The 23,861-nt window shown below is 45.0% G+C and carries 22 protein-coding genes; 11 read left to right on the top strand and 11 right to left on the bottom strand.

What is annotated here, in order from left to right:
* Nucleotides 1–20: 20 nt before the first annotated feature.
* Both L5M38_RS12805 and hemC read right to left on the bottom strand, forming a co-directional pair.
* On the bottom strand, nt 21–761 hold the full coding sequence (locus L5M38_RS12805) for a uroporphyrinogen-III synthase (RefSeq protein WP_263179350.1): 741 nt from the start codon (nt 759–761) through the stop codon (nt 21–23).
* Between the two features lie 4 nt (nt 762–765).
* Entirely contained in the window at nt 766–1,698 is a 933-nt protein-coding gene (gene hemC, locus L5M38_RS12800; protein ID WP_131523367.1) for a hydroxymethylbilane synthase, read from the bottom strand.
* 202 nt (nt 1,699–1,900) lie between these two features.
* On the opposite strand from hemC, the gene L5M38_RS12795 reads away from it, so the two are divergent.
* The gene (locus L5M38_RS12795; protein WP_263179349.1) at nt 1,901–4,312 is read left to right on the top strand and encodes a class I adenylate cyclase; all 2,412 of its coding nucleotides are present in this window, start codon (nt 1,901–1,903) and stop codon (nt 4,310–4,312) included.
* Nucleotides 4,313–4,379: 67 nt separating this feature from the next.
* On the opposite strand, the gene cyaY is transcribed toward L5M38_RS12795, so the two are convergent.
* Nucleotides 4,380–4,709: an iron donor protein CyaY gene (gene cyaY, locus L5M38_RS12790; protein WP_105250439.1), complete on the bottom strand. Its 330-nt coding sequence runs from the start codon at nt 4,707–4,709 to the stop codon at nt 4,380–4,382.
* A gap of 79 nt (nt 4,710–4,788) precedes the next feature.
* Here cyaY and lptM point away from each other — a divergent pair, with 79 nt between their 5' ends.
* From lptM to L5M38_RS12755, 7 genes are all read left to right on the top strand, one after another.
* Nucleotides 4,789–4,980, top strand: coding sequence for an LPS translocon maturation chaperone LptM (gene lptM / locus L5M38_RS12785; protein WP_168825920.1), 192 nt, complete (start codon nt 4,789–4,791; stop codon nt 4,978–4,980).
* A 57-nt stretch (nt 4,981–5,037) separates the two neighbouring features.
* Nucleotides 5,038–6,282: a diaminopimelate decarboxylase gene (lysA, locus tag L5M38_RS12780; protein ID WP_263179348.1), complete on the top strand. Its 1,245-nt coding sequence runs from the start codon at nt 5,038–5,040 to the stop codon at nt 6,280–6,282.
* A gap of 76 nt (nt 6,283–6,358) precedes the next feature.
* Nucleotides 6,359–7,186 carry a diaminopimelate epimerase gene (gene dapF / locus L5M38_RS12775; RefSeq protein WP_105250436.1) on the top strand — a complete coding sequence of 276 codons (828 nt, stop codon included), beginning with the start codon at nt 6,359–6,361 and terminating at the stop codon, nt 7,184–7,186.
* On the top strand, nt 7,183–7,812 hold the full coding sequence (locus L5M38_RS12770) for a DUF484 family protein (protein ID WP_263179347.1): 630 nt from the start codon (nt 7,183–7,185) through the stop codon (nt 7,810–7,812). The genes dapF and L5M38_RS12770 overlap by 4 nt, the downstream gene beginning before the upstream one ends.
* 57 nt (nt 7,813–7,869) lie before the next feature.
* A complete protein-coding gene (gene xerC / locus L5M38_RS12765; RefSeq protein WP_263179345.1) occupies nt 7,870–8,790 on the top strand; it encodes a tyrosine recombinase XerC in 921 nt (306 codons plus the stop codon).
* The gene (locus tag L5M38_RS12760) at nt 8,790–9,521 is read left to right on the top strand and encodes an HAD-IA family hydrolase (RefSeq protein WP_263179344.1); all 732 of its coding nucleotides are present in this window, start codon (nt 8,790–8,792) and stop codon (nt 9,519–9,521) included. Before xerC ends, L5M38_RS12760 begins: the two co-directional genes overlap by 1 nt.
* Before the next feature lie 113 nt (nt 9,522–9,634).
* Nucleotides 9,635–10,213: a HupE/UreJ family protein gene (locus tag L5M38_RS12755; protein WP_113940843.1), complete on the top strand. Its 579-nt coding sequence runs from the start codon at nt 9,635–9,637 to the stop codon at nt 10,211–10,213.
* 29 nt (nt 10,214–10,242) lie between these two features.
* Here the strand turns inward: L5M38_RS12755 and L5M38_RS12750 are convergent, their stop codons facing one another.
* From L5M38_RS12750 to L5M38_RS12740, 3 genes are all read right to left on the bottom strand, one after another.
* On the bottom strand, nt 10,243–10,746 hold the full coding sequence (locus L5M38_RS12750) for a helix-turn-helix domain-containing protein (RefSeq protein ID WP_263179343.1): 504 nt from the start codon (nt 10,744–10,746) through the stop codon (nt 10,243–10,245).
* Between the two features lie 132 nt (nt 10,747–10,878).
* Nucleotides 10,879–11,634: an iron-sulfur cluster repair di-iron protein gene (ric, locus tag L5M38_RS12745; protein WP_131523376.1), complete on the bottom strand. Its 756-nt coding sequence runs from the start codon at nt 11,632–11,634 to the stop codon at nt 10,879–10,881.
* Between the two features lie 228 nt (nt 11,635–11,862).
* Complete coding sequence (locus L5M38_RS12740; protein WP_263169612.1) at nt 11,863–14,853, bottom strand: UvrD-helicase domain-containing protein; 2,991 nt, start codon at nt 14,851–14,853, stop codon at nt 11,863–11,865.
* 517 nt (nt 14,854–15,370) lie between these two features.
* Between L5M38_RS12740 and L5M38_RS12735 the strand changes: the two genes are divergently transcribed.
* From L5M38_RS12735 to L5M38_RS12725, 3 genes are all read left to right on the top strand, one after another.
* Nucleotides 15,371–16,591: a tyrosine-type recombinase/integrase gene (locus L5M38_RS12735; protein WP_263179342.1), complete on the top strand. Its 1,221-nt coding sequence runs from the start codon at nt 15,371–15,373 to the stop codon at nt 16,589–16,591.
* Between the two features lie 38 nt (nt 16,592–16,629).
* Nucleotides 16,630–16,854 carry a type II toxin-antitoxin system Phd/YefM family antitoxin gene (locus L5M38_RS12730; protein ID WP_107946355.1) on the top strand — a complete coding sequence of 75 codons (225 nt, stop codon included), beginning with the start codon at nt 16,630–16,632 and terminating at the stop codon, nt 16,852–16,854.
* Nucleotides 16,855–16,920: 66 nt separating this feature from the next.
* A complete protein-coding gene (locus tag L5M38_RS12725) occupies nt 16,921–17,175 on the top strand; it encodes a hypothetical protein (protein WP_263179341.1) in 255 nt (84 codons plus the stop codon).
* 504 nt (nt 17,176–17,679) lie between these two features.
* Here L5M38_RS12725 and L5M38_RS12720 read toward each other — a convergent pair.
* From L5M38_RS12720 to L5M38_RS12700, 5 genes are all read right to left on the bottom strand, one after another.
* Entirely contained in the window at nt 17,680–18,027 is a 348-nt protein-coding gene (locus L5M38_RS12720; protein ID WP_107946358.1) for a hypothetical protein, read from the bottom strand.
* A gap of 183 nt (nt 18,028–18,210) precedes the next feature.
* Nucleotides 18,211–19,443: a type II toxin-antitoxin system HipA family toxin gene (locus L5M38_RS12715; protein WP_263179339.1), complete on the bottom strand. Its 1,233-nt coding sequence runs from the start codon at nt 19,441–19,443 to the stop codon at nt 18,211–18,213.
* On the bottom strand, nt 19,443–19,700 hold the full coding sequence (locus L5M38_RS12710) for a helix-turn-helix domain-containing protein (protein ID WP_263179337.1): 258 nt from the start codon (nt 19,698–19,700) through the stop codon (nt 19,443–19,445). The genes L5M38_RS12715 and L5M38_RS12710 overlap by 1 nt, the downstream gene beginning before the upstream one ends.
* A 131-nt stretch (nt 19,701–19,831) precedes the next feature.
* A complete protein-coding gene (locus L5M38_RS12705) occupies nt 19,832–20,539 on the bottom strand; it encodes a M48 family metallopeptidase (RefSeq protein WP_263179336.1) in 708 nt (235 codons plus the stop codon).
* 8 nt (nt 20,540–20,547) lie between these two features.
* Entirely contained in the window at nt 20,548–23,649 is a 3,102-nt protein-coding gene (locus L5M38_RS12700; RefSeq protein WP_263179333.1) for a type I restriction endonuclease subunit R, read from the bottom strand.
* Nucleotides 23,650–23,861 lie beyond the last annotated feature (212 nt).

Raw genomic sequence — 23,861 nt, 5'->3', positions numbered from 1 at the left:
TAAATCGGGCTAAATAGCGCTTAGAGTTTAAGGGCGTTTAGCACGGCTTTGCTGTTGGCGGCATTGGCATTGGTGACTTGGGTTATACCAAAGGCGTGAGCTTGAGCTTCTACTCGGTTACTTGGGACTATGATATGACATGAGCGCAGCCATGCAAATAACTCTTTTGGCACTAGATTAATCAGGTTATCCAGTACTTCACCGCTGGTGACAACAATAGTGTCGATGCCAAACTCTTGCCATTGTTGTGCGATCTGTTGTCCATCGAGTGGTGGACAAGCCCGTTGATATACTTCCCAATAGCGCACTGTTGCACCGCGCTCAGCCAGTCGTTCAGCTAAGGCTTCACGGCCGCCAACGCCACGTATGATCGTAATCTGTTTACCTTTAATATCTTGCAAAGGCGCGAGCGTGAGTAGACCTTCGGTCTGTTGACAATCATCTGGGGCTTCGAGGGCTTCAATGCCGAGCTGATTTAATGCTTCCCAAGTCGCATGACCAACGGCGAAATATTGAGCTTGAGGCCAGCCTTTTATTCGAGAATGAGCGGTTGTTAAGGCATAGTCGGCAAAGCTGACTGCATTGGCGCTGATACAGATAATCATATCTGCGTGTGCCAGTGGGTGCGAGTTATTCGTTGTGATGGGCGGCGTTGCTTCGACACACAGCAGAGGTGTGACCCAGTGAGCAATGCCTCGTTCATTCAAGGCATCGATCATGGACTGATTGCGCCCTTCAGGGCGCGTCAGTAAGACTTTCATCGACTTAGGCTTTAGCGTAAACAGCGTCGAGTATGCTTTTTGCGCCTTTGCTCAATAGCTCTTCTGCAAGGGCAACCCCTAATTGCGTGGCGTCGGTTTTTGGACCTGTGATCACGCCTTCGATGATTTCACTACCATCAGGGTTACCGACTAGGCCGCGTAATGTCATCTCATCACCATTGATTTCGGCAAATGCGCCAATCGGCACTTGGCATCCACCTTCTAGGCGTGTGTTCATCGCGCGCTCGGCAATCACACGGTAGCGCGTTTCTAAATGTTCTAATGGTGCCAGTAGGGCCTTAACGCGTGCGTCGTTGGTGCGACATTCGATACCCACAGCGCCTTGGCCGTTGGCGGGCAAGGATTCTTCGGCAGAGATAAAGCTAGCAATCCGCTCAGATAATTTCAGGCGAATTAAGCCTGCAGCGGCAAGAATAATGGCATCGTATTCGCCGTTATCAAGTTTAGCTAAACGAGTGCCTACGTTACCGCGTAAATCTTTGATGATAAGGTCAGGGCGTGATGCGCGCAGTTGGCATTGACGACGTAGGCTCGAGGTGCCCACAGTTGCGCCTAATGGTAATTCGCTGATCGATTTATATAAATTCGATACAAAGGCATCGCGTGGATCTTCGCGCTCGCAAATAACTTCAAGGCCCAAGCCTTCAGGGAAGTCGACGGGCACGTCTTTCATTGAGTGCACCGCGATATCGGCAAGATCGTCTAACATGGCGACTTCAAGCTCTTTGACGAACAAACCTTTACCGCCCACTTTGGCTAGCGGCGTATCTAAGATAACGTCGCCTTTAGTGCTCATTGGCAGCAATTCCACCACAATACCGGGGTGAATGCGTTCTAATTCGGCTTTAACAAATTCAGCTTGCCACATGGCCAGCGGACTCTTGCGGGTTGCGATACGTATGCGGTTCTCAGACATGCCTAGTTTCCATCAAAGATCTTAGTTGCGCCAATGCTAACATTGGCAAATCGTTTATGTAAGGAAGCCGTATCGATTCTTTGAAGTTGGCGATGTTCTAGATACCGTGAAAGTGAGACGGGCTTCACGTTTAGTTGCTCGAGTTTGTAAAAGTGTTAACATGAGCACATTTCCCATAAGTGCTTAAGTGTTGTGTTTTTGAATGGATCGGCAAATACAGTTTCCTGATATAGCAGAAAGACTTAATAAGGTACGTATTGCACGCGCCCTAGCTTTGCTATCGCCGTTACAAAAACACTTATTCTATTTGATCCCCTTTTTAATTCACCAGAACGGTGTTCAGTATCCTGGCTATCATGCCGCCAATACGCCCTGTGGAATCAACGAGTATCAGGTTGGTGAGACTGAGTCCCAGGCCTGCGATGTGTTCTCGCTGCCTTTTACTACTCAAGAAGCGGATATCAATGCCTTTGAAGGTGTTTATGCGATGGGGAGTACTGGCAGTTTTGGCCAAAATGCCAAGAGCGATGTCGATGTTTGGTTAGTACATAGGGCTGATCTGTGTTCTGAGGATTTGGCGCTAATCAAGATTAAAGCGACTCGATTGACTGCTTGGTTTGCCGAGTATCAGTTTGAGGTGAATTTTTACTTAGTTCATCCGCAGCAGTTTTGTGGCGGTAAAGCCGTTCGCGGATGTCAATCAGCAATGGCCCATGAGCATAGCGGTAGTATGCAACATTGGTTATTACTTGAAGAGTTTTATCGCAGTCAAATTCGTTTGGCGGGTAAAACGATTGCATGGTGGCCAGACGCTAAACTCAATCCTGCGCTCTTGTCCTTAGGCGATGTACATGAATTACCTGCGAGTGAGTACTTTGGTGCTTCGTTATGGCAGCTCTACAAGGGCTTAGAAAAGCCCCATAAGGCGCTGATTAAAGTATTGCTACTCGAGGCTTATGCCAGTGATTATCCCCATTCAACTCTGCTTTGTGATCACTTATGGCAGAAAACGCTCGCCGGTGATTTTTCGACGTCGAATGATGCCTATTACTCTATCTATGAGATTATCGAAACCTATTTACTTAAGCAGAATGATACTCGCCGACTAGAGATAGTGCGGCGCTGCTTCTATTTAAAATGTGGCGTGCACTTGAGTCGAACCCAAGAGGGCAAAGATTGGCGTTATCCTAAATTGCAAAAGCTGGTGCAGGATTGGCAATGGCCAGATAGTCTGATTAGCACTTTAGACAATTGTGAACATTGGCATAGTGGCCAGCTCAATTGGTTTAACGAGCAACTTAATGAACTGTTATTAGCGAGCTACCAAACTTTACTACGTTTCGCATCGACACATGAGTTAAATGAAGGTTTGCGGATCGAAGATTTGGGAATGCTGACTCGCAAGTTGCATACCTATTTTAGTCAAGATGAAGACCAAATCGCTAAGCTGAATCTGCTGTGGAGTGCTTCAGTCGCTGAGTCCGAAGTGACTATGGTCTCAAGCTCCCGCGAGCGTCAATATTATCTGTATCGACAAGGGCCTCAGCCACAAAATTTGTTAGGCGAGTCGGCAATATGTAAGGGAAAAACCCCTTCAGCTTTAATGATTTGGGCATGTTTAAATGGGATCTCCACGCCGAGTACTCAATGGCATGAATATGGTCAGAGTAAGGCAAAGTCGAAACGGCTTACCGAAGCTTCTAAGCGGTTACTGAATTTTATCGACCACGATTGGCGTGTATCTAAACGTGACTTATGCCAGCCATGGCATTTTCGTAAGCTGATTTTCGTGCTCAATCTGGATTGCGATCCCACCATTGAATGGCAAGGACAGGAAATGATGGTCGATGTGATGAATGCGAACGTGTTCTCACTCGGGCGTAAAAAAGCCAATATGCTTGGTGCGTTAGATGCGATTTGCTTGAATAGTTGGGGTGAATGGCAGTGTCATCGCTTCGAAGGCGATACCGCGGTATTGCAAGCCTTAGCCTTTGTGACGCCGGGGCTAAGACGAGCCAGTTTACCTGTGGATATGGATGTGATCAGCTGTTCACAGAAGTTACGCCCACAGCTTAAATTAGCAGTGAAAAATCTACTAAAACAAACCATGCGTTTGTGCCAACAAGTGCAGCAATCCAGCACCTTAGTGCAGCCACTGCAGATAAGTCGTACTCGCTATGGGATCTTTTTTAATCCCTTAGGCATGGCCTATCAGGACTTAAGCGATGCCAAGTCATTTTATCAACAGTTATCCCGCAGTCATCTTGTACTATTGCCGCGGCCTGAATTAGGTGACGATCCCTTTTCGAGTATGCCGAAAGTGGTGCAGAACTATGCGGCTAAAGGCGCGATTCAGTATTTTCTACGCCAACGGGTCGATAACTTGGATGTATTTATCCTCGATGAGGAAAATCAACTAAGCCATTACGTGCAGGCGGGATCAAACATGGCCGAGTTGGTAAATAAAGTGAGCCATCACTATGTGTTCGATGAGCATTATGCTTCACGGGCGCGGTTTAATATTCCGCAATTTTTCCATTTAGTGCGGGTAGCCGGAGAGTTAACGGTGGCGCCTTTCGGTATCGATGTTAGCGATCAAGACACTGAGTTTTAGCTGGTTTTTAACATAAATAATGGGAGCCAAGGCTCCCATTATTGTTTTGCACTACGACAGGCTTAGATTAGAAGCTAAGCTTAATGCCGCCTTGGCGCTCGATAGACTCTTGCACGAATGGCATAAACTCGCCGCCATTTCGTCCGTCCATCCATTTACCTTCAACAAAACCAAAGTGATATCCGCCAAAGCGTGTGGCGACCCAAATCTCATGCAAAGGTTCTTGCTTGTTGATCACTATCTTAGAGCCATCAACAAATTCTAATTGCAATACGTTGCCACTGGCATCGATATCAAGATCGGCATCTTGCTCATCAATCGCAGTTTCAATCGCATTTTCTATGGCTTGGAACATGTCATCGGCGAGCTGGTGAAATTCTGTATCTGTCATGGCCATGCATTTCTGTCCTTTGCTTTCGTCAAGATGGGTGCGATTATAAGGCCATTAGTCACCAGATGCACAGATGTTGAGAAAAATGAGACTGTTTTTATTGTTATTGCTTGGTAGCCTATTCATTACTGCATGCGGCCAGAAGGGCCCCCTCTATCGATCTCCGGCCACAGAGGTGAATCAGCCTAAAAAGGTTGAGGCGTCTAAACCTGAGCCTGAAGTAGAAGAGATTAAAACCGAAATTCGAGCCATCGAAGTACAAAAAACACAACAATAATAGCAGCTATAACTATCATCACTATCGCAGCGATAAAGCGCAGTAAGGAATCAGACATTGGATCACTTTTTCTACCAACAAAATGCCCTGCACGCCGAAGGCTGCCAGGTCGCCGACTTAGCTCAAACCTATGGTACGCCGCTGTATATCTATTCCCGCGCCACGCTAGAGCGCCATTGGCATGCCTTTAATAACGCCGTGGCAGATCATCCACATTTGATTTGTTACGCGGTTAAAGCTAATTCGAACTTGGCCGTACTGAATGTGCTGGCACGTTTAGGCAGTGGTTTTGATATCGTTTCGGGTGGTGAGTTAGCAAGAGTGATTGAAGCGGGCGGCGATCCCGCTAAAGTGGTGTTCTCTGGCGTGGGTAAAACTGCGACCGAAATGGAACAGGCACTTAATCTGGGCATTTATTGCTTTAACGTCGAGTCGAGCGCCGAGCTTGAGCAGTTAAATTTGGTCGCAGGTCGTTTAGGTAAAGTGGCGCCAGTTTCCTTGCGAGTCAATCCCGATGTGGATGCGGGTACTCATCCCTATATTTCGACTGGCCTTAAAGAAAATAAATTCGGTATCGCTATGGATGAGGCCGAAACCGTCTTCGCCCGTGCCCATGCTTTACCACATTTAAAAGTGAAAGGTGTCGATTGTCATATCGGTTCGCAATTGACCGAAATTCAACCTTTCCTCGATGCAATGGATCGTATGCTAGCGTTGATCGATCGTCTGGCTGAACAAGGTATCGTCATTGAGCATTTTGATGTGGGTGGCGGTTTAGGTGTGACCTATGATGCTGAAACTCCGCCGCATCCTGATGTGTATGCCGCCGCCATATTAGCGCGTATGGGCGACCGTCAACTGAAGCTGATCTTCGAACCGGGCCGTGCGATTGCCGCTAATGCGGGGATTTTTGTTACTCAGGTGCTGTATCTGAAAGAAAACAGCGACAAGCGTTTTGCGATTGTCGATGGCGCGATGAATGACTTAATTCGCCCAGCACTTTACAGCGCATGGCAAAATATTATCCCAGTCGTGCCAAGGGACTCTGAGGCCTATGAGTTTGATATTGTTGGTCCAGTGTGCGAAACCGGTGACTTTTTAGGTAAAGATCGCAAGCTGGCTTTAGTGGCTGGGGATTTACTTGCTGTGCGTTCGAGTGGTGCCTATGGTTTTGCGATGGCCTCTAACTACAACACGCGTCCTCGTGCGGCCGAAGTCATGGTGGATGGTGAGCACGCTTTCTTAGTGCGTGAGCGAGAAAAATTGTCTCAGCTCTGGCAAGGTGAGCAACTCCTGCCGTAAACTAGAAAAATTATATTGATTCAGGCGCTTGGTTTCATACTTAATGAACGGCGCCTCGGCTTAAAGGATAAGTATCTTGATCCAATTCACTAAGATGCACGGACTGGGTAACGATTTTATGGTGGTCGATGGGGTCACGCAGAACGTGTTCTTTTCGCCTGAGCAGATCCGCCGTTTAGCCGACCGTAACTTTGGCATAGGTTTCGATCAATTACTGTTGGTTGAGCCGCCCTATGATCCCGATTTAGATTTTCATTATCGCATCTTCAATGCCGATGGTACTGAAGTCGAACAATGCGGTAATGGCGCCCGTTGTTTCGCCCGTTTTGTGCGTAATAAAGGCCTGACTAACAAGAGTAAAATCCGTGTCAGTACTTCGTCTGGCAAGATGACTCTGCGCTTAGAGCGAGACGGTACAGTTACCGTGAATATGGGCGTGCCTATTCTTGAACCAAGTCTGATCCCCTTTAAAGCCAAGAAAGCCGAAAAAACCTATTTACTGCAAACACCACTGCAAACCTTTTTATGTGGCGCGGCTTCTATGGGCAATCCCCATTGTGTGCTCGACGTTGAAGATGTGGCGAGCGCCGCTGTTGCTGAAATTGGTGCCATGCTCACTAAGCATGAGCGCTTTCCCCGTGGTGTAAATGTGGGATTTATGCAAGTAGTGGATTCGGGCCACATTAAGCTGCGGGTGTATGAACGTGGTGCGGCCGAAACTTTGGCCTGTGGCACTGGCGCGTGTGCGGCCGTGGTTGTAGGTCAAGTGCAAGGGAAGCTCGGCCAGCAAGTGCGGGTGGATTTACCCGGCGGTACTTTAACCATCAACTGGGAAGGCGAGGGGAAACCTTTGTGGATGACGGGCCCAGCGCAGCACGTTTATGATGGACAAATTCAGTTATGACAGAGCCTTTGATGCCGCAGACGAATGTGCCCTTTGATGAGTTGATTATTCGCGAGTATCTGCTGGATAATCCTGATTTTTTCAATCGCTATCCTGAGCTATTGCTGGCAATGCGTCTGCCCCACCTAGAGCGCGGCGCCATCTCTTTGGTGGAACGTCGTCAAGAAATGCTGCGCCAGCGAGTCAGCCAGTTGGAAGAAGAAATCACCAGTCTGTTAACCATGGCGGCGCGCAACGAGAAAATTTACCAATTCAATACCGAGTTATCCTTTCAGTTATTAAATTGTGCCGATCTAGTGTCACTCAAAGAAGTGTTGGCCGACAGTTTGAAATTACAGTTTAATTTCAGCCATGTGCGTTTGATCAGCGTTCTCGATACCGATATGAAGGCAATATGGGATCAAAGGCTGCATAAAGGTCACTATTTTGGTCGGCTAACGCAACAAGAGGCTAAACGCCTATTTGGTAGCGAAGTTGGGTCGGTGGCACTGACTAAATTGTCGGAAGACAACCCAGTGATTTTTGCCATTGCTAGCCAAGATGTCACCCATTTTCATCCTGATATGGATAACATGCTGCTGGAACAGTTGCGGCGTTTACTTGCGCATATGCTTGCTAAGCTGTAACAGCCGTAGAGCGATTTTGCTCACCCAAGGCTTGGCAAAACCCACGAGGAAACCGATATGAGTACGCAAACAGGCGAAGTGTCGGCATTAAATACTCAATGGTTACAAACCTTTGAAAGTTATCTGAGTACCGAGCGACAGTTGTCTGCCCATACAGTACGGAATTACCTTTACGAGCTTAATCGCGGTAGCGATCTCTTGCCCGAAGGCGTGCATTTACTCAATGTGAGCCGCGAGCATTGGCAGCAAGTGTTAGCCAAATTGCACCGCAAAGGTTTAAGCCCGCGATCGCTTTCTCTGTGTTTATCAGCGGTAAAACAATGGGGTGAATTTTTGCTACGCGAAGGCGTGATTGAACTTAATCCCGCCAAAGGCTTAAGTGCCCCCAAACAGACCAAACCTCTGCCGAAGAATATCGATGTCGATGCCATCAGTCATTTGCTGGACATTGAAGGTACAGATCCGCTGAGTCTGCGGGATAAAGCCATGATGGAATTGTTTTATTCCAGTGGTTTACGTTTAGCGGAACTCGCCGCACTTAATTTATCCAGTGTGCAATATGATTTGAAAGAAGTGCGAGTCTTAGGTAAAGGTAATAAGGAGCGTATCGTCCCTGTCGGTCGTTTAGCGATTACTGCGCTGCAGAATTGGCTCAATTGCCGAAAGCAGATCCCCTGTGAAGATAACGCCTTATTTGTGACTGAAAAAGGTAAGCGACTTTCCCATCGCAGTATTCAGGCGCGCATGGCTAAATGGGGTCAAGAGCAGGCATTATCGGTGCGAGTACATCCCCATAAGCTGCGCCATTCCTTTGCCACTCACATGTTAGAAGCGAGCGCCGATCTGCGGGCGGTGCAAGAATTATTGGGTCATGCGAACCTAGCGACCACGCAAATTTATACCAGTTTGGATTTCCAACACTTAGCTAAGGTGTATGATAACGCCCATCCTAGAGCGAAAAAAACACAGGATAAATAATGCGTTGCTATCTTAGACCTCAACATATTCAAGCGATCAGTTTCGATCTCGACGATACCTTGTACGACAATCTGCCGCATATTTTAAATGCCGAGGCAGAGCTGGCGACGTTTCTGTTGCAGACTTATCCATTATCGCAGGCGTGGCAACCCCATGATTGGCGCAGGCTAAAACTGCAACTTTTGCAGCAAAATCGTGAGCTCGCCCACGACACTAGCGCAGCCCGTTTAGCTACGCTTCGCCAAGGTCTAATACAATTAGGGTATTCGGCGACTGAAGCCGAACGCGGCGCCGAGCAAGGATTGGCGTGTTTTTATTTTCATCGCAGTCATTTTCAAGTATCTGACGAAGTGCTCTTATTACTCAAGCGCTTATCGCAGCATTTTAGATTAGTCGGCATCACCAATGGCAATGTGGACGCAGAGCGGATTGGTTTAGGGGAAACTTTCGAGTTTGTGTTGCATCCAGGTAATGGCGTGCATATGAAACCCGCTAAAGACATGTTCGAATTAGCTTGCTCGCGGTTAAAGATTGCACCGCAACACTTACTGCATGTTGGTGATAGCATGAATGCCGACGTTCGTGGTGCGCGGCTGGCGGGGTGCCAGTCTGTATGGCTAAATCCCAGTTTTGGTCGAGTCGATTCCTTACCGATAGCCGCCTTGTTGCCCCATTTAGAAATAGCCTCCCTCGACGCTTTGACAAAAGTATTGGCTATCGACGCAAACTAGCTTAGCGTACATTTTTAATCTGTATCTTTGGGTGATTGAGATCAAGGTTTGCCGGCCAAATTTGCACTAAAGTTAAGTTTTATATCACTAAAGTCACTGACTAAGGCTATTTTATGGCGCGTATCGGGTTGTTATTACTGCTCTCTTTATGTTGGATCGCGCCGGTATCGGCTCATGAGATCCATTCAGGTGGCGGTTTCATGTCGGGTTTTAATCATCCCGTATTGGGCTTCGATCACTTGCTGGCTATGTTGAGTGTGGGCATGTTGAGCACCCAGCTCGGTGGCCGCGCGATTTGGACTGTCCCCTTAGCATTTGTCACCTTTATGTTAGTGGGCGGGATTTTAGGTTTATATGCGATTGCCGTTCCCTTCGTTGAAATTGGTATCGCCCTTTCTGTATTGTTGCTCGGCCTTGCCATCGCTTTTGATCGTCAAATTCCGCTGTTATTCGCCATGGCCTTTGTGGGTGTATTCGCGATTTTCCACGGGCATGCCCACGGCGCAGAAATGCCGGAATTGGCCAGCCCAGTCCTGTATGCCCTAGGATTTTTATTTGGTACAGCAGTCATCCATTTAGGCGGCGTAATGATAGGCCTTGGAATGCAGCGGATGACAGGGCAACGCAATTTAATGCGCGTTACTGGCGTGGCGATTGCGGCCATGGGCGGCTATCTATTAGCAGGTTTTTAACGTAATAACAGGACGTTAGATTTACTGGATTAACGCGCCTTGAATTGCTTCATGCAAAGATGGGCGCGGCGTAGCAGTAGATTGACTTGCCGACGGCTCGCATGCATGTCGGCATCTCCCACCCTAAAATAACTCCCAGTGTAAGGATCACTGCCTACGTAGATAGGTTTTAGCTGCTCAGGCGCCAGCGGTACGCGGATACGAATGAGTTTTTTGTTCATAATTTCAATAATTTGTACATCCGAGATCGCTAAAAGATTGTGACTAGTGCGACTCGGGTCATCGAGGATTTCCCAAAATTCTTGTAAAACAGGAAGCGGATTGGGAATGCCTTCAATGCTGAAATGGCCACGTTCTTCGCGTACCCCTAGGATGATCTCGCCACCCAAAGTGTTGGCAAAAGAGCTATAAGTAGCCCAAATGTCTTCGGGTAATTGACCTTGGCCATCGCGGCCACCTGCGAGTTTAAATTCTACTTGGGCCGATTCGTGCAAATTGGCAATATCATCGAGTGCAAATGATTGAAATGTCATGGCAGCTTATCCGTCAGCGACACATGACTTGTTGTAGCACGTCAACAATTGAAAGGCCAGACTTAGGTCTGGCCTCAAAGTTAAGCGGAAAATCTGTAATTTGGAGCCGCTACGGGATAAACATTTAATCAATTATTGAGTCAGACCCAATGCCTTAGGAAAAAGAATATTGTTTTCTAAGTGAATATGCTGATGTAAGTCCGCCTCAAATTCCGCCAGAGTGGCATAACAAACACGCCATGTAGTGCACGCATATTCAGGTGGTGTGAAGTCGTTAGTGAGCTCGTGTAATTTTTGCAAAATCAAACCGACTTCTTCATGCTCATGTTGCATCGCATTGATGGGGTTGCCAATATGGCCAAAGCAAGCCTCAACCTGCTCTCCATGACTCATGGCGCGGATCGCCGGAAACAGTATTTTTTCTTCCTTCATTAAATGTGGCATTAAGTCTTCAACTAAGGCTCGTACCCAACCCGCAAAGGGAACGATTTCGGCATAGTGCTCACCGTGAGCGCGAATCATCTTTTCGGAATATTCGACTAATAAAGGGGCTTTTTCGCGCACGTATTGATGGTGCGTTGATTCTATATATTCGATAAGTTGATCTAAGGGTAATTGATTTAATTCATCTTCTTTGCTACCGGTAAGTGTTGCGGCATTCAGCGCAGCAACCACTTTTGCAGGATCTACATCTGCACGCTCACAGGCGACCGCCAGTGATTTACCCCCGCCACAACAAAAATCGATACCAAATTGACTAAACACATGTGCGCGGCGAAAGTCTTCTGCCACTAGTTCACCTATTTTTCGTTCTAGCCAATGATTGTGTTGAGAATTAAACCCATGGGGTGGGAGTTGTGCATCTTTTGAGACAGAAGTGGCAGACATGAGTAGCTCCAGAGCAGCAATAAATTTACATTCATATTATTTGCAGCTTTTAATCGTGGCAACTAAACCCGACTAAAATAGTCAGAATTTGCCGATGATGTCACAGTTAGTTGAGCGAAATATCTCTTAAGGAGTAGGTCACCCAACTTATTTGTAGCTGGCAAATTGGCTCTCGAAACGTTGAGATACTGAGTGACGATCACGCCAAAGCGTTTCATTTTTTATCACTTAATTCGGAAGCGACAACTTGGCCTTGTTTAGAATATTCATGCAGCTGGGTAGGTTTTGCCCGCGGTAATTGCGACAAGCCCAAAAGGGGCCGAATCGACCATCCTTTAACAGCATATCGCCACCACAGAGGCTACAAAGTGGTGCTATATGACCACAGTTCTCATTCAAACATACCTTAAAGCCAGCAAAGCGTGTGCGGGTCATTGGGCTAGCACAGAGCTCACAACATTCTTCTTTGTGATCGCAAAGGGGAAAATGTGAGCAGGAATAAAACGATTTAAATTTTCCCGTTCTAGGCTTAAGCGTTCCCGTGCTACAACGCACGCATTTTATGTCTTCAAATAACCTTTGTACTAAAGAGGTGCTGAACTCATCTTGTTCAATTGCGTAGCCTTTTGTAAGCAGTTCGGTGACGAATGGGCTCACGTCTGTCATATCGGCAATCACATAGGCGCGGTGTTTTGCCCGCGTTAACGCGACATAAAACAGTCGACGTTCTTCTGCAAATTCAAACGCTTCCGTTTTTGGTAAAAATGCATCTAGTATCGGAGGAGTGACTTTCATTGAAGGGAAGCCATGCATTCCCGTCTTCATCCCCATGATCACCACATAATCGGCTTCTTTCCCTTTCGAAGCATGAAAAGATTGGCACTCAATTTTCAAGTTAGGGTACTTAGCCTCGAGTTGGTTTACTTGGGTTTTATCGGGTAGCTGAAACCAAAAACGTGCCAGTAAATAGACGCTTGCTACGCTGTTAAGTTTGTCACTTCTAGCGCTTATCCTTGCACTAATGGCCGTTAATGCTTGTTCCAGTGCATTTGGGCTTGGTTCATTTAGGCTTGATTGCTCGTTTTCTCCGCGGCGTAATATTGAGACTGTAGGGTAGGCTACCTGCATGAGGGAGCGAATATCCTTGCTCAATTGCGTGGGATTCTGGGTGACAAACTGAGTGGCGACTTGCCCAATACTACTGTTAAACCTAAAAGTCAGATCCAAGTAGCTTTGGGCTGTTGGGCCAAAATATTGGCTAAATTGCGTGGTTAAACTCACATCTGCACCGCTAAAACGATAAATTGCCTGCCAGTCATCCCCGACACAAAATAAAGACGCCAACGCTTTAGAATGGGGTGCACAGGAATCTCTCAAGGCGCGGACTAAGCGGGCACGCGGTTCTGAAATATCTTGGAACTCATCCACCATAATAAAACGCCACGGGCTAATGAATTGCCCGCGTTGTAGATACGTCAACGCTTTGCCAATCATGTCCTCAAAATCAATGTCGCCATTTATCGCTAAATGCTGCTCATAGCGCGTGAGTATGGGCTCAAGCAGTTCGAATGCCTTGCGGGTCTGCCGAGCATCGGCGGCGCGAGCAAATACAGCCTCAAGCCCATGTTCATCAAGGCAAGCCGCTTTATACAGCCCTATCAGCTGACTAAACATTTTTGCCAATTCGGTCACGCGGCCAAGTTCATGTAGGGTTGCTAGTATGGCTTCATCGGGTAAGGGCGCATATTGTACTTTAAAGACCTGTAAAGCTTGCTCAAGCTTACTGATTAACAACCCTTTTTTATGTTGGTAATAAAATAGCTCAACACATTTAGTGCCATGCTGTTGATGTAGCTGGCGTTTCCATGCCATCGATTCCAAGTACTTCTGGTTATCGATATAAGGAGCGGTATGCTGGTGTTCATCAATACCATAGTATTCAAGATAAATTTGATATTCAGGCAGATAGAAATCGGGTTGATACTGACGAAAATCAATACTGCGCACATCATGCTCATACTTAGCTTCATAGACATATTCGATGCCATTGCTAAATAGCCAGTTGGCAATGTAGAGCTCACCAAAGCTTTTGACTCGCTCACCCTTAAGACTGCGAATATCGTTATCATTCAAGTATTGAAAATACTCGCCTTCCATATCGAACTCGAATGGGCTTTTTTCAACATAATAGAAACGGCTGAAATATTCGAAAAGTTGTTTACGGTAAGCCTCATCTCCAATCAAAGTCTCAAGGGTATTGTGCACCCACAGCGCTTTGGCTTTGTCATCCTCCGCTAAAGGGGACAAACTCGGTTTCGCTCGCTCAACGTCGGCGATAATTTTTGAGCCTAAACTGTGGAAGGTGCTCGCCTTGATATCATCCGTACCGAGCCTGTTTTTAATCCGCTCATCCATCTCGTCAGCCGCTTTACGGCCATAGGCTAATAGCAATATTTCATCGGCTTTTGCTTGACCACTCTTAAGCAAATATCCTGCTCGACCAACCATCACACTGGTCTTTCCCGTGCCCGCGCCTGCCAATAACAGGTTATTGTTATCATCGATAATACAAGCTCGGCACTGTTTTTCGGTTAAGGGATTAGATTCTACATGCTCAAAATAGTCAGCAAATTTAATGAGCTGCGACTGAATGTAATCTTCACGCAACTGCTTTATATCGGCGCGAGTCCAGCGGTGGATTTGCTTAAGCCTTGCTAACACTGTGTGTAAATGTGCAGACAATGGCAGGTTTTCACACCAAGGGAACCAGTGCTGGTATTCGCGCGCGACTCTGGCTTGTATCATTTCTAAACGTGATTCACGTAAATAAGTGTGTGTCAGTGTCTTATCCACTTTCGCCATTAACTCAGCAACGCGCGGCCCATTGGCATTTGCCCAATACTGTGCGATTTGATTGCTAAATTGATGCTGTGCAAAATAGCTGAGAAACGGCAGTTGATAGGCTTTGCCTAATACCGTGAAACCGAGTAAATAACCTAGTGGACTTAAGGTAAAAAATGGTGGGGAATCGAGCTGTTGCCAGGTAAAACATTCGTCAGCTTCTACTTTGTTAGTGCTGCGAGGGTGAGCAAAAAAGCCGCCTTTAGTGCGATTAATGCTAATACCACTCGTGGTGAGTTTTACCGCATCAGCTTTGCCAATAAAGAAACGGCCAAACCAACTGTGTTTGATATCTTGCTCAGAGTGATTCAATGACAATGTAAAACCTACGGCTAAAAAGTTTTAGAGTTAACAGACTGATTTTTAAATGCATTATAACTTAAAAACCGATGGCTCGTGTCAAGGTTGTGCTATGGGCTGTATGGATTATTTATTGATTTTGGTCGCTAGATGGAGCAAAACTTAGGTATTCGTTAACTAGGTCTTAGTTTGAAGTGAGATGAATGATAAACCAAGCATGATTTTGACTGTGTGTAACTATGTATTAGAAAGGCGTGTATCAGAAAGCAAAAAAGCCTGAATCTCTTCAGGCCTTTTCTTTTTCAATACAACAGCTTAATCCTTGCGGATTAATTCATGCCGTACAATCGAAAGCGGTGTTTTTGGTTGTTTTTATACTTATTGATTTGTAGATTTATTCCTTTGTTTATCAATGGTTAGTGAGTTTTCTTGTTCTTGTAGGTATTGGCTTGTTTTGGTTGCTATGGTTAAATGGGGGTACATATGGGGGTCATGGAATAGAGCCCAAATCTCACCATAAAAGAGCTCAAAACTTATGATTTATGAGACCACTTTACGTTCATATAACGGGAAGCCACAGACTGAAGCTTTTACCCTAACAGACGGTAAAGGATTGGGAGTTCGTGTTTCAGTACTTGGTAAATTAAGATTTCAGTTTCGCTATAAGATTAATGGACAAAATAAACGAATAGATTTAGGCGACTATCCAGACTTATCTCTCAGGCAAGCCAGAGATGCAATGGAAGAGTGTCGTACATGGTTAGCCCAAGGGCATGATCCAAAGCTAAAGCGAAGTATGACAAGGCAAGAGTCATTACTACCCGTCACTGTTGAGCAAGCCCTAGAGTATTGGCTTAAAGAATATGCTGAAGAAAATAGAGTCAATGTTGATAAGAATAGAGCGCAGTTTGCAAAACATATTTATCCCTATATAGGGAATTATTCGCTTGTGGAGACAGAAACTCGTCATTGGATAGAGTGCTTTGACCGTATAAGACGAGGCGTACCTAGTCTCAAACAAAGACCTGCACCTGTTGCTGCGGGTTACGTATTACAAAGTGCTAAGCAGGCTCTGAGGTTTTGTCGTGTGCGGCGTTATGCAATCACTCATGCACTTGACGATCTTATCGGTACGGACGTAGGCAAAAAGCAAAATAAAAAGGATAGAGTGCTGTCAGATATTGAGTTGACTGATCTGCTTACTTTGCTTGAGGGGCGTAAGGTTTCTTTCTACATGCGTCAATTATGTAAATTATTGATAGTTTTCGGTGCGCGTACTCAAGAGTTACGATTATCTCAGTTTGACGAGTGGGATTTAGATCGAGGAATTTGGACTGTGCCTAAAAGCCACAGTAAGACTAATACTCTCATTACTCGCCCAATACCCGAGCGAATTAAGCCCTTGATCGAGTTTTTATATAGGCGTCATGGTCAAACTGGCTATCTTTTAGGTGAGCTAAAAAGTGCTGAAACCGTAAGTGGTTCCGGTCGGAAAATATGTAGTTGGTTAAAGCATCAAGAATCTTGGACATTGCATGATTTACGTCGAAGTTTTGCGACTAAACTGAATGACTTGGGTGTTGCGCCATATGTGGTTGAACAGCTTTTAGGTCACGCACTTGGTGGAGTTATGGCAATTTACAACCGCAGCCAATACCTTCCAGAAAAGAAAGCGGCATTAGATATGTGGGTAGAGCGTTTAGATCTTCTGACGGATAAGCCGGATAACGTTTCTATATTGAAGCGAATAGCATAAAATTTGAACACATTTTGTTCGGGCTGTGGATGTAACCTATGCAAGTAAGCATTAATAAGGCAAAAGCAAGCTTATCTAAGCTGGTGGGTCTTGCTGCTAACGGTGAAGAAGTCATTATCACTCAGGCTGGTGAGCCAGTTGCTAAATTGGTTCAATATGAGAAAACGATGCAACCACGGCCGCTAGGATTGCTAAAGGGACAGATAGTTATAAGCGATAGTTTTTATAATAATAGTGAAATTTATAAACTGTTTTATGAGTGAAATAATTAAAGCCTTTGTTTTTAGCGCCTGTTATTTTGAGTGGTCAATCATATTTGGAGTTTGGTTGTGAATAGAAAACTGTTGAAAGGAAGCGACGATCCTTTGAAAGGTTTTGCCGAGCATACAGAACATGCATATGAGCTTGCACAGGCGACTAGTAAAGATTGGACATCTTTTTTTCTAAATACGGAATTAGTGGGCGATGATTTTATATTGAAACGAGGTGCTGATTATGAAGATGCTAATTCAGAGACAAGTTTTTTTGATGATGACGATGTAGAAGACCCTCTTTTAGTTATAATTCCAGAAAAGTACAAGTGATGTGTACTGTGGTTGCGGGAATTGCTATATCTATATAAATAACAATATGTTGTAGCAGATTGATACGCAGGAAGCCCTCTTACATAAAATTATATTTACGGACGTAAAGTATGGCATTTTCAGATAAATCTCGGCTCAGGCTGTGGTGGTCATTCGAAGGAGTGGCCACCCGAATAGTAAGTCCTGTTCGGGAGTATAAAAGTGAAAATTTCAAAACGTGCAATTCGTCGCCATCACAAAGCGCGACTCAAAAAATCTCGGGTTACCTATTGGGGTGGTAGCCCTAAAGGCTCTGCACAGTTTTTAGGTATATGTTTAAAAACGCCATGTATTTGTTCTTGTCCTATGTGTGGTAATCAACGTGATTACTGGGGGGCTAGTTTTCAGGAACTTCGGCAAAAATTGAAATCTATGTAAACGTTTAAAATAACAGAACGAAAGCGGCTCAAATGAGTGTTGGGTCGCTTTACTTTTTCTGGCAAATATTTCTTGAATGATTCAGTTTTAATACATCGTAATGTCAAGTGGGTGTCGACCATCTTCAACGCCTTCAGGCTCATCATCAATAATGTCCATTGATTCGTTATGAACTTGCAGTTGCTCCAGAAACTCATCATCAAACGTAACAACTTCGTAGCCACTAGCTATAAGCGCTTGATATATAGCAAATGGAGAGCCGCTGTCATCCATTATTGCGCCACCAAGGCCGTCATGTTTACCGACCAGAAGTGATTTTACTGCCGCCTTCATGCTTACTGGGGAAATCTCATAAGTAACAGCTTCATATATTGATTCAAAATCGGTGGTTCTTATATCAAAGAAATCCACCATACCATTTACGATAAATAGCATTTTCAGATCCTTAAGTTAGTTGTATGCTTTTGTCCGGCATTGATATGTTGTTTATTGTCTGGTGGCGCTGCCACTGATTGTGGATCGATAGGATCGACAATAGATTATTCTGATGCAGACTTTCGGCTATCTAGCTCCTTGTTTTTATAGTGTAGGTATCAGCTGAGGTTTGAATTAACGGTTTTATTCAAACTTCTTTTTCCTATCATGGCGGTAATTTTTAGTTGAGTAAGTTGGTGTGAGAACACTCGATACTGAGCGTTCAATTGACTCACGTAATCCTCCAAAGAGCTGAACTTCATTAGAGTATTTTAGGTAGTCCATAATGCCATCGCAGATGGACTCAATAATTTCTTTTGCCTTTCTGATCCTAAACCGTTCACCTTCAGCCAATTTCAGCAAATGTGACTCATCAGGAAAAGCCTTACTATTCGACAGTTTGAGCGCCATTTTGTTATCGATAGCGTCATAAATAAGAGTGTGGGTGACATCAAACGGTGGCGATACAAAAATATGGGACATGTCAGAGGTGTATTGCAGCGCAAAGTTCTTCAAATGCGCATCACCATTACCAATTAAGCAGTTAAATACAATGTACTGATATATTTTCTCAACTTCCGCTTGGCTGTTGGTATACAAGTGTGTCGCCTTAAGCAGAGTTTCATAGCTACTACTGTATTTAGCGTCTGGGTCATTGGACTTCTTCAGTAAGGTGGTGAAATCCTCATAACCTAGTTTTGTGCCATCATCAGCCCTATCAAAGCGCTCTATCACAAATGTCTCTAAACTTTCTGATAGGTAGGTTCTAGGTGGCTCAAGTCCGCAATGGCGCGCAGCTTCCATACAAACAAATTCATTAACAGTCAGCAGCGGAAACTCGGCGTCGAATGATTTAACAATTAAATCTTTTTGCTCAATGGTTCGACTGGTTTTAATCGTGCCAGCACTCGGGATGCTAACCTTCGGCTGTACACCTGCGAGTGAGTTTCTGAGGTAATACTTTTCTAATAATTGAGGAAACAGTGGTTCTGCGCTGTTGTATGACAAGATATCACTAAGCGAAACGGACTCAGTCTCAGGCAAGGCTAGCTCACTTTGATAAGAAAGCATGCCAACGCTATGTTCGCCTTGCAGTGCAAGTAAATACATGTCGTTTACTTTTGCATATCGCGCTAGTTTCTCTGCGATGAAACGGCGGTTAAAGCCTTCAGGTAGGTTTTGCGCAAATATTGGATGCAATGCGCCAGAAGCATAACCATCCATACTTTTTTGGGTCATGGTAAGTGATACGTAACGCTTATCTTGCGTAGGCTGATAATGATGCACTGAGCCATGGGTTAAAACACCTAGCTCTGTATTGTCGGAACAAACTGTGATGTTGTTGATTTTATTGGGTAAGCTCGATTCAGAGGTCATTATTTATCCTCCGAAAACAAACTATCAATTTCATCCCAATCTGGCAGTTTGTGTTGCTTTGGTATCACGTCAAACTGCAAACCAACGGCATCAAGCAAGCGTTCAAATATATCGAACGAGCCAGTGAAGTGGCCATTTTCAATCTCAGAAATAGTCGTTTTATTGATACCAGTGAGTTCAGCTAAACGCTGCTGTGTATAACCTAGCGACTTTCTACTCTCACTTACTGCGTCACCAATCTCTTGTCTATTTGACATATATCCACCAGCAAAAGTTAGCTATATGGCTAACATCATAGTGTAAAAAGCAAAGGTTAGCTATATGGCTAACATTGGTCGTATAGAATAACGTGATGAGCCCAGAAGAATAACTGTGTTAGGCATTCCGCTCATACAACCAACAACTGGGAGTTCTCCCTCAGCCACTCTTTGCATTCTACGTAATCAGGCATTATCCGCTCTACTTCTTTCCAAAATAGTGGGGAGTGGTCTAGTTGCTTTAGATGGCACAATTCATGGACAACCACGTAGTCGACGATGCGGTTAGGAGCCATAACAATAATCCAGTTAAAATCTAAATCACCTTTAGGATTGCAGCTACCCCAACGGCTTTTAAAGGTTTTGATATTGACTGATTTAGGCGCGACTCCCATTACTTTTGCATAACGGCGCACCTTTTCCTTGAGCTTGAGCAATGCACTGCGTTTATACCAGCCTATGAGTGCTTCTCTCACTAAGTTTGAACGGGCGGAACCTTCGGGAACAGTAACGACTAACCGTCCTTGCACCAGCTTTACTGGCTCAAAACTGCCTGCATGTACTTTTAAACGATAATTTCGTCCAAGGTATGACATTGCCTCACCAGAGACAAACTGCTTTTCTGATGAGGTAGTTAGTACCTTGTGTAGGGCAATCTTATCAATAATCCATTGGTGTTTTTCTCGTAATATTCGCTCGATTCGTTCTATTGGTAATGCCTTGGGCACGACCACGCTAACCATGCCTTCTTCAACTTTAATGGAGGCAGTTTTGGCTCTCGCGGTTCGGATAACGCGTGCTTGATATCCTTTAGCTTGAATCAATTCGGCTGTTTTCATGCTGGCGGTCATTGCTTGTTAAACTTGTGTTTTGCTAATTCCATAAATCTATCTTGCAGGTTGGAGATCAATTCTACGTTGCTAAATGATGCATCAATAACGGCGCGTTTTATCTCTTTTTTCAACCGTTTTATCTCATCTCCCTTGTTGAAAAAGTCGACTATTTGAGTCGCTTCATCAAACATGGCAACAAGGTTTTGAGTGATCGTCTTTATTTCAATTAACTGGTGCTCGTCTATGACTTCAATGTCGCTTGTTTTGGTCACTTCAGCGGTAAGTATGTTGTAGAAGGCATACTCAGTTTCGGAAAGCCCTGCATCTTTTGCGGCTCTACGACGGTCAATCTCAATCGTGTCGACCATAGACAATAACAGTTCTAATTGCTGTTCCCATTGCCCTGCGGTCTTCTCGATAATGTCTCTGAGTCTTAGGCTGAGGGATTTGTAATACTCTGGGTCTTCCTCAAGCTTGACGGTAATATGGTGCTTAATCGCGCTTTCAATTTCTGAAGCTTTAGATTCAGTCGATTTTTCTGGTCGAATACTTTCTTTAAAATTTGCTGCCAGTAGGTCAATAGGCGGTATTTTGGGATCAACGCCTGTACTTAAAATATGCTCGTCCACCAGCTTACGCACTTTAGCGCCAATGTCCTTCATATCCAAACCTGCATCTCGGTACTGGTTTCGTGCAGCATTATGGACTTTACCTAGCAGTTTCATATCCGCTAAAAATGGCGCTGCGGCTACATCGGGCAGAATGATGTTCATTTGCTTTGCAAATCGCTTAAATGCCATATCAAACTGTGCTCGAATGGCTTCATCTTTTAGTGCAAGCACATAGCTATCAACGTCTTTATTCTTGATATGTCTAAAAAATGAAATGGCGAGTGTGTGGGTTGCTTTTAGCTTGGGGATTTCATCTTTGAGGCTTTGATAAGTGCCGTCGACATCATCACTGCTGAACATTTCCATGGCTTCGATAAGATAGTTCGATAGACCAAAGTAGTCGACTACAAAGCCGCATTCTTTTTTTTCATAGGTGCGGTTTACTCGAGCGATCGCCTGCATCAGCGTATGGTCTTGCAGCTTACGATCGATATACATCACTTGTGCTATCGGCGCGTCAAACCCCGTCAGTAGCATGTCTTTCACGATTAAGAATGCGACTGGGTTTTCCGATAACGGCTTAGTAAAATCTTGGATAATCTTCTTTTGCTTTGTCTTGTCGGTATGAACAGCAATATAGGCTTCATCGTTGTGATCACCCGAGATAATCACTTCACTAGGTGGAGCGTTTAACTCATCTAAGGTCTTTTTAAACACAGTGGCCGCATGGCGACTACCCACCACTATCATGGCTTTAAAACCGTCGGGTTTTATGTGCTTGCGGTAGTGTTCAAGTAAGTCTATGCAAACCCAGCGAATGCGGGCAGGCGCTTCGCGAACGGCGCGCTCAACCCCATATTTCTGTTTTATCTCTCGCTGCTCTTCTTTGCTATAGCTGCCAAAATAAGCCTCAAACAGTTTGTCTAATGACTCTCCAGCGACTTCGGTCTTTACTTGGCGGCCTTCATACAAAATACGAACGGTTGCGCCATCATCCACCGCTTGATTGATCTTGTATTCATCAATATAGCCCCCAAAAGCTTTATCCATTTTCTGGGTTTTCAGTAGTGGTGTACCTGTAAACCCAATTTTAGGAGCGTTAGGTAGGGCAGCGTTGATGGTCATGGCAAGGCCACCAAACTGAGTTCTATGGGCTTCATCGGCAAGTACGATGATTTTGTCATTCGGGTTTAAGTTAGCAAAACCACCGTTTTCATTGTCGGTACTCAGTTCCTTCTCGAGCTCTAAGAATTTTTGCACCATAGCAGTCACAAGATCAGAACTGTCTTTTTTCAGTAGTGCTTTTAATTCTGTCACTGAGCCAGCGTTATAAATGGTTTCACCTTGGGCAGCGCGGAAGGTGCTAGATAACTGTTCATCTAACTGAGTACGGTCAGTAATAAATACGAGTTTGTATTGCTTAAGTACCGGATCACGGCGCATTTTAACGGCAAGCATGACCATGGTCAGCGATTTGCCACTGCCTTGGGTATGCCATACCACGCCCGACTTATCTTTGCGGTCTTGACCTGTTTTAAGGCGCTCAATGACTTTATTTACCGCTCTATATTGCTGGTAACGTGCAACCTTCTTGATAAGCTTGCCTTCAACTGGCTCAAATAAAATGAAGTTTTGCAGGATATCGAGGAAGCTAGCAGGGCTAAACATGCCTGCAATCAGCCTTTGCTGTGCGGTCACAGCTGTGATTGCTTCATAGTGCGAGCTGGTGGCGGTATAAAGTGCAGGGTTATCGTTAACCTGCATATCTTCGAGGCTGCTACAGCTAAAGGACTGATGTAAGCTCTGTTTGCTTAACGTATCATCGGTAAAGGGATAGGCATCTTTCCAATCGGCATAGTGGGATGCATTGGAACTAATTGTGCCCACTTTGGCTTGATCGCGGCAGGTCGATACCATCAGTTGGTTGTACCAAAAAAGCCGCTGTGCGCCTTCATCATCGACGCTATTGCGCAGGTTTGCATATCTGCGTAATTGGTTAATTCCTTCGCTCATCGGCGCTGAAATGTAGGGTGATTTGCATTCGATGACCGCGAGTGGCAAGCCGTTAATAAAGCAAACAATATCAGGGATGATATTTTGGTTTACGCCTTCCACTTTAAACTGTGAAGTACAGATAAACTCATTGGCCTCAAGGTTATCAAAATCAATCAATTTAACGGTTTGGCCTTTACGCCCTTTACCAACGTCTTGCTCAACTGAAAGGTAATTCACTAAGGTTTGATAGATGGCCTGATTGTATTCCATCAAGCCGACAAAGTTTGGATGGGTGATATCACGGCAAACCTTGCGCAGGTTTTCATCGTTAATCCAAGGGTTAATTCTTTTAATGGCGGCTTCGAGCCGTCCCACTAGCACGACATCCCGTAGATAGGGTCTTTCATGGTATTCAGGCGTGAGTTTAGCTCCCGCCACGTACTGCCAACCTAATAGCGATAATTGGGCAATAGCGGGTAACTCGACCTTATGTAGCTCATCCTGATCCATATCCATCCCTTTACCAGATGATTAACGACATCTTTTGTATCTGATTTTTATACGATTGATTTTTATGCAATCTAACAGGCTCTTATATTACAGAGGCATGGCACGAATAGCAGCTAACAATATCAATGGAATACGGGGCTAATTCAAAAATATACCAATTTGGACGATTTCCCCCCCACTGCAAGCCCAAAAAGCTCAGGCACAATCTCTCT

It is taken from the genome of Shewanella sp. SM101 (assembly GCF_025654465.1).
In the GTDB taxonomy this organism is placed as follows: Bacteria; Pseudomonadota; Gammaproteobacteria; order Enterobacterales; family Shewanellaceae; genus Shewanella; species Shewanella oncorhynchi.
Note: the sequence above shows the minus strand (reverse complement) of the source record. Positions and strands in the feature narration are given on the sequence as shown.